Origin of the sequence: Streptomyces sp. NRRL B-24572 (assembly GCF_002156145.1) — a bacterium.
GTDB lineage: Bacteria > Actinomycetota > Actinomycetes > Streptomycetales > Streptomycetaceae > Streptomyces > Streptomyces vietnamensis.
This window is the reverse complement of sequence record NZ_MWIG01000314.1, coordinates 1-6,433: the sequence shown is the minus strand read 5'-3', so window position 1 is coordinate 6,433 and position 6,433 is coordinate 1. Positions and strand designations below refer to the sequence as shown.

Genomic DNA, 6,433 nt, shown 5'->3' with positions numbered 1-6,433 from the left:
TGGAGCGGGCCCGCTCCATGGCCGCCTGGCTCTTGTCCATCGCCTCGGACATGGGCATCATGCCCTGCTCGGACGCCTCCTGAGCGCGGGTCGCGACGGCGAGCATCGAGTCGCGCAGTTCGGTGAGCTGGGAGTTGAGGGTCTGACCGTTGCGGGTGCTGGTGTTCACCAGGCCGTCGTTGTCGACGAGGGCCGCGCCCCAGCCTTCGGCGCGGTCGATGTTGCCCTTCATCGTCTCGTCGATCTGGAGCATCACCGAGTTGAGCTGCGCGGAGGCGTCATGGAAGCTCTGTGCGTTGCCGTTGAGGGCGTCGAGCGCGCGACGCAGACTCGCGGTGCGCTCGTCAGCGCTCTTCGTCTTGTCGCTGTAGCCCTGGACGGCGGACTGGAGCCTGTCGTAAGCGGATGAGCCGGTGCTCGCCGTCCCGTTGACGGCTTCGTTCAGCTCCTTGGCCTTGGCCTTCGACTTGTCCAGTTCACCGCTCATGCCCTTCAGGGCGTCGGCCGCGGCCTGGTACCTCTCGCCCTGGGGGGTCATCTTCAGGACGTCTGCCTTGGGGCCCATCGACACGTAGTGCTCGGTCTCCTTGGCCAGGCCGCGCAGCTTCGTCTCCAGGCCCTCGATCGAACCGCCCTGGTCGAGGTAGGCGTCGGTGACCTGCTTGAGGGTGACGTCGGCCGCGCGGAGGGTGTCGACGAGCTTGCCCTTGCCGTCGGACAGCTTCACGTCCTGGAGGTACTGCGCCGCCTGCGCGCGGACGTTCGCGTCGATCTGGCCGTTGGAGTCCGCGAGGGCCTGCGCCAGGGAGCTGATCCGCTCCTCGTGCGCGGCTGCCGCACGGGCGGCGGCTTCCTGCTTGGCGGCGAGCAGTCCGAGAGCAATCGTCACGCCGGCTATCGCGATACCGAGAGGGCCGCCGAGCGCGGACATCATCCCGCCGATGGTTGAGGAGGCGACTCGGTTCGCCGCGCCGATGCCGCGCAGCGCACCGGCCAGACGTCCCCCCTCGGCGGCGGCTGTGCGGTAGGCGTGGCCCATCCGATCCCATACCGTCGCCGTCGGGCCGATCGCTCCGGGAGCGAGGCCGCTGCGCATCACGCCGCTCAGCGAAACGGCGGATTGCGCCGCCGCAGCGACGGAGGTGCCGAAGCCTCGCATCGCGGTGGAGACGCTGCTGACGACCTTGAGGGCGAGCATCGTGCCCAGGACTGCGGCGAGGACGGTGTTCGCGCCGGGAATCACGCTCATCAGAGAGTTGAAGGTGTGCAGCAGGCCGTTGAACGCCATCAAGAGCACGCCTAGCCCGCTTCCCGCCGCCGACAAGTTCCCGATCGCCGTGGCGAGGTTGGACACCAGGCTGACCAGCGCGGGGCCGATCGAGTCGCCTACCGAGCTGAAGAAGCTGCCCAGGGCGGGCATCAGTTCGGTGCGGATCTGCCGGATGAGGTCGGTGACCCCGTTGTCCCTCGCCGCCCGCCCCAGGCCGCGGAAAAAGTCTCCGACGAGCCGGTTCAACTCGTGGAAGGTGGGAGCGGCGTCGGAGAAGAAACTCCTCATCGACGCCTGACCCTTGGTCGAGTTCGCCCACTTCTTGAAGCGGGACATGGTGCCCTCGAACCCGTCCAGGAGGGCGCTGCCGGTGTCCTGCGCCGCCTTCCCGACGCCGCCCAGGCCCTTGATCAGGTCCCAGGTGGAACGGCCGAGCTGGGCCGACTTCTCGCGCGCATTGTCGAGGAAACGGGCAAGGGCCCCGGTTTCGCGACCTGCCTGGACCGAGGCCCGCGCGTGTTGGGTCAGCCGCTCGATCCCGCTGCCTACCCACTCGGTGAACGGTCCGGCGGCCACGAGGAAGTCGACGCTGGCGTGCCCCAAGTTCGCCAGCCCGTCGGTCATGTGGCCGACCAGGCTGGTGTTGGTGGCGGCGATCTTCTTGAAGTCGGCGCGGAACGGCCCCGACTGCATGAACTCGGCGCCGCGCTTGGCGAGGTTGCCCATCTGCCCGGCGGTGTCGCCGAGCATGGACTCCAGCAACGGCAGGACTGCCCCCGACAAGGGCGTGATGTCGTCCGCGACCTGCGAGAAGAAGCGTTCCTGTACGGACTGGCGCATCGTGCGCCACTCCCCGCTCAGGGCGGCTACGGCCGTGACGGAGTTCTTCGCGGAGCTGGAGAGCCCGTCGACGGCCTGGGCCAGGGCCAACTGCTGGGCCTTCGTCTGCTTCGCCCCAGACGCGGACTGCTGCTGCGCCTTCAGGGTCAGCTTCAGGGCCTCGCCGAACCCGCTGAACGCGGTCTTCGTGCCGATGGCGGCGGTGCCGGCCGCGACGATCAGCCCGGGGATCGCGCCGAGAACACCGACTGCCGGGGCGGCTGCGGAGGCGAGCGCGGTCAGCCCGGCGCCGTACTGACCGAGTGCGGCAACGGCCGGCTGTACGAGGGACAGCAGGGAGCCGATGCCGAGCATCCGCAGTGAGCCCCGGCGACGAGGCATCTGCATCTGCACCGGCACAGTGACCGGGGTGCGCTCCGCTTCGCCCTGCGCCCCCTCGATCAGGGAACGGATACCCGCCAAGAGTCCGCCCCGACGCCCTTGTCCGTCGGACTCCCCGTCGGGCCGGACCGGCACGCTGACGTCCGTGTCGGCGACCCGCCGGGCAACGCTGTCCAGCTCAGCACGGAGCCGCTGGTCGTCAACCTTGATCTTGACCTTGGCCGTGACGCCCTTCGACGCTTCCTTGACGGCGTCTTCGAGCCGCCGGCGCAGGCCCTTGGCGTTGACCTTGATCTTGACCTGAACGGCCAGGCCCTCGGCGGCGGCCTCGACCTTCGTACGAAGGGTGCGTGCGAACCCGCTGAGGTCGGCGACGACCGGCAGGTCCAGGCGGCCAGCCTGAAGGCCCTCAGGCACTGCGGACCATACCTCTCTGCATCGCCGCCGCGAGCATCGCCTTGTGCCCCGTGCCCGGGGAGGACTGCTGCGGCGGGCTGCCGGCCCGCTCCGAGGCGGTGTCGGCAGGGTTGTACGGGCGGGGGATGGACGTCGGCTCTGCTCGTCGCCGGTCGGCCGCCAGGATGCTGACCTCTTCGATCAGCTGCGCGAGGAGTTCGGTCTCCTTGGTCCAGCCGTCGATCGGGCCGGATCGGGTGCGGGAGTCCTCGGGGAGGCCGTCGACCAGGACGGTCAGGCGCCTCAGTCCGAGGAAGCCGGGCTCTCCGGGCTCGCGCCAGACTCCGCGGGCGTCGATGCCGTAGAAGCGTGCGAGGTCGGACTCGACGTCTCCCCATCGGTCTCGGAGGAGCCGACCAGTCCGAAGGACTTTCCCAGGTCCAGGCCGTACACCTTGACGAGGGCGACGGTGACACGGACGTACGCGGGGACCGACGGGTTCAGGGCCTCGAACCGCGCGTACTCCTCCTTGCCCAGGAGGATGCGGTGCACCTGGTAGATCGCCTCGACGAACTGGCGCGGCAGCCGCGAGCGCTTGAACAGGAGATCGATGATGACGGCGGCGGTCGGGTTCTCGCTCGCGTTGAAGATGTCGCGCAGCAGACCGACGAGGTCGAGATCCTCGGCGAGGAGCGGATCGAGGGCCTTCGCCGGGAGTTCGGCCGGGTACAGGAACTGCTCACCGCCGAACACGACCGGTATGCCGTGCGGGTAATTGGCCTCGCGGCGCGCGGCGGCGTCGAGGTCGATGACGAAGGACATGGTGCGGGCCTCTCGTGTGCGTGCTGAGTCGCGGGGTGCGGCAGCGCGCGGACACTGGCAAGCCGGCCTGGCTTACGTCGCGCGCTGCCGCGAGAGGTCAGGCAGCCGGGGCGAATGCAGGGTCGTTCGTGATCACGTACCAGGCGTCGGTCTCGTCGCCGCCCTGCACGGCGAGACGGAGAGGGAGGACCGATTCCTTCGTCTTAGCGAGGTCCTTGCTCACGCCCTCCATCTGCATCGAGCGCGGAATCATGTACCGGTAGTGCTTGCCGCCGTCGATGACCTCGATGCACGCGGCAACCTCGGTACGACCACCGATCCTGGGCGGCGTGAAGCGGTAGTGCTTCTTCGTGTCGGCAGCCGTGATCTCGGTGATCTCGCCACCGCCGTACACCGCCCGGAAGTTGTCACCGCTCCACTGCTGGAGGTCCACCTCGATCGTCGAGGCGTCCTGCGTCTGGAAGGTGCGGGTCGGGTAGCTGCTCTGCGCGCTACGCACCTGCTCGAAGTTGGGCTCCGAGTTGAACTTGAGGCTGTCCTCGGTGGTGAGGCCGACCGCGCGCCACCCGGCCGGCATCGCCACGGTCGCGTCGGCTGGCGCGGCGGTGCCGACGAGGGCCAGCCACACACGGGTGAGGGACGGGATGAGGATCTGGTTGTTGTTGGCGGTCTCGCCTGCCATGAGGTGCTGCTCCCTGGGTCCGGTAGTCGGGCCCGGCACCTTGGGGAGCGAAGGTGCTTAGCGTCGCGTGCTCACGATCGAGGCAACTGCCTGCGGCGATGGCGTAGTCAGCCGCTATACCAGGCGGCGCGGAGTAAACTCCACGCCATGAAGGTGGCAGGGGGAGCGAAGCGGAGCAGCATGGACATCGAGTCCATCCTCTCCTGGCTCTACCGCGCCACCAACTCCCCGATCCTCGCCACGCCCCTGGGGGATTTCGGCGTGGGCAAGGCGACTCTGGGTTACCGGATCGAGATAGCTACCGGCTCGGGCAAGACGAATGCCGCACTTCTCCTGTACCAGGCAAGGCGGCACGAGGAGGAGGCGCGCCGGCTGAGGCTGGCGGTTCGCTGCGCGAAGGCCCTGGCCACGCGTGGCGTGGATGCCCTGGACAACGTGCCGATCGTCGACCCCTTCGGCCCGCATTGGGGTCCGTCAGAGACGGTTCTCGATCAGGAGATGTCCTTCAGCGAAGGGTTCGTACGCGCTGGCGAGCGGGAGGCGCGTGCCCATGAGTACCTGGCGAAGCTCCTGACGGACGCGGCTCTGCGCGACCTCGGTGTCCTGCGCTTCTGGGACGAGGACGAGACATTCGTTGTCGAGTCGAGCCCCTGCGGTGTCACCCGGCTCAGGTGCGCGATCGTTCCCCGTCCTCCGACGGTCGACGTGTCCTTCCGCGTCCCCTTCGAACTTGCCTTGGCTGCCTGACCTCTGTCCACGGGGCTGGCTGACCCAGGCCAACCCCACGGAGAACTCATGCAGAAGTTGCCCCTGTCTCACGCCCTGATGGACGTGGTTCCCGAGAACGCTCCCATCGTCGTCCTCGGTGTTGCCGTGGTGATTTTCGGACCGCCGTTGTTCAAGCTCGCCGTGGCCTTCTGGGCTCCGAAGATCCACCGTGCTCGCCTTCGGATCGCCCAGAGCGTTGCCCCGAAGGAGACCACTCCGCCTGTCGACGACCCGGCAGAAGGGGCTGTCGTGGAGCGTCGGCAGCGGGTTTGATCCGCGGCTTCTGCGGGCGAGCCCTCGGGCCCGCCCGCAGAAGCGCCCCAGTACGGGCACCTGCTCCTCAAGGGTGCATGCAGACCAACAGGCCCATCACCCAGCGCGGTTGTCCGTCGACGAGCGGCGACCACACCAGCGTTCCGGACGGACGTACGCCGCTGACGACAGGCTGTCCGGCGCGGTGCGGCGCTTCGGGGAGCTCCGCAGCGGCGGTCGCGCAGGTGAGCAGGATGTGGCGAAGCTCGGCCTGCCCTGGCCACCCGCCCGGGTCGCCGTACACCTCCAGAGTGATCTCCGGCTCGGTGGCCCAGGTCAGAGTCCGCAGGTCCCCGCCGGGCCCGTGGGTCACACGCAGGTGCGGCCACGGCGCCTCAGCAATACCGGACACGCGATCAGGACCGCCGAGGGCCGCAGCCACTGCCGGGTGCTGCTGGAGCCATGGCAGCAGTGCCGAGACGGGGTCAGCCGAAGCCAGGTCGAGACTCATCAGCCGCGGGCTACGTAGCCCTGTCGGCGGAGGCGGCGGGCGTAGTCGGCGTCGACCCGGATTCGAGAGCCCGGCTGGTACTCGGTGCCGCTGATGTTCAAGTGGTGGGAGAGGGTGATCAGCTCAGTCGGCCGGGCCTGTGCGTCGGTGTCCGTGCCGTCGGCCTGCGCGCTCGTGGGCGGGGTCTTGGTGGTCTTGGTCGTCATGGCGCGCACCTTGGGTGGTGGAGTCCGCTAGCGTCGCGTGGTCCTCCGGGGCGCTTACGTTCGGGCGGCGACGGCGGCGGCAGCGCGGGCCATGAAGTGTGTCCCCTCGGCGGTCAGGCCATCCGGGTAGACGGTTCCGACCTCGGCCTCGACCACCATGGAGGCTCGGGCGGTCGCGAACCTGAAGAACTGCCGCTGCACGGTGTCGCTCGATCCCGAGGGCGTCGCGCGGAACATCAGCACCGGCCAGCCGGTCATCTCAGGGAAGAAGGTCACCGTCACCGTGACCGCCCGAGCCTCCATGG

General features: G+C 68.9%; 7 protein-coding genes and 1 pseudogene. 2 read left to right on the top strand and 6 right to left on the bottom strand.

Annotated features, from left to right (window positions below; genetic code table 11):
• The 3 genes from CCN56_RS19910 to CCN56_RS19900 form a co-directional block, all read right to left on the bottom strand.
• The coding region (locus CCN56_RS19910; protein WP_086828658.1) for a hypothetical protein at window positions 1-2,908 on the bottom strand (2,908 nt) is incomplete at its 3' end.
• Window positions 2,909-3,190: 282 nt separating this feature from the next.
• Entirely contained in the window at window positions 3,191-3,709 is a 519-nt protein-coding gene (locus tag CCN56_RS19905) for a hypothetical protein (protein WP_086828656.1), read from the bottom strand.
• Between the two features lie 97 nt (window positions 3,710-3,806).
• Window positions 3,807-4,391 carry a hypothetical protein gene (locus CCN56_RS19900; protein ID WP_086828654.1) on the bottom strand — a complete coding sequence of 195 codons (585 nt, stop codon included), beginning with the start codon at window positions 4,389-4,391 and terminating at the stop codon, window positions 3,807-3,809.
• A gap of 180 nt (window positions 4,392-4,571) precedes the next feature.
• Between CCN56_RS19900 and CCN56_RS19895 the strand changes: the two genes are divergently transcribed.
• Window positions 4,572-5,138, top strand: a complete 567-nt coding sequence (locus CCN56_RS19895; RefSeq protein ID WP_086828652.1) for a hypothetical protein — start codon at window positions 4,572-4,574, stop codon at window positions 5,136-5,138.
• 48 nt (window positions 5,139-5,186) lie between these two features.
• Window positions 5,187-5,432, top strand: coding sequence for a hypothetical protein (locus tag CCN56_RS19890; protein WP_086828650.1), 246 nt, complete (start codon window positions 5,187-5,189; stop codon window positions 5,430-5,432).
• A gap of 67 nt (window positions 5,433-5,499) precedes the next feature.
• Here the strand turns inward: CCN56_RS19890 and CCN56_RS19885 are convergent, their stop codons facing one another.
• The 3 genes and pseudogenes from CCN56_RS19885 to CCN56_RS19875 form a co-directional block, all read right to left on the bottom strand.
• Entirely contained in the window at window positions 5,500-5,922 is a 423-nt protein-coding gene (locus CCN56_RS19885) for a hypothetical protein (protein WP_086828648.1), read from the bottom strand.
• On the bottom strand, window positions 5,922-6,128 hold the full coding sequence (locus CCN56_RS19880) for a hypothetical protein (RefSeq protein ID WP_086828646.1): 207 nt from the start codon (window positions 6,126-6,128) through the stop codon (window positions 5,922-5,924). The genes CCN56_RS19885 and CCN56_RS19880 overlap by 1 nt, the downstream gene beginning before the upstream one ends.
• 54 nt (window positions 6,129-6,182) lie before the next feature.
• A pseudogene (locus CCN56_RS19875) lies at window positions 6,183-6,433 on the bottom strand (hypothetical protein); the annotation flags it as partial.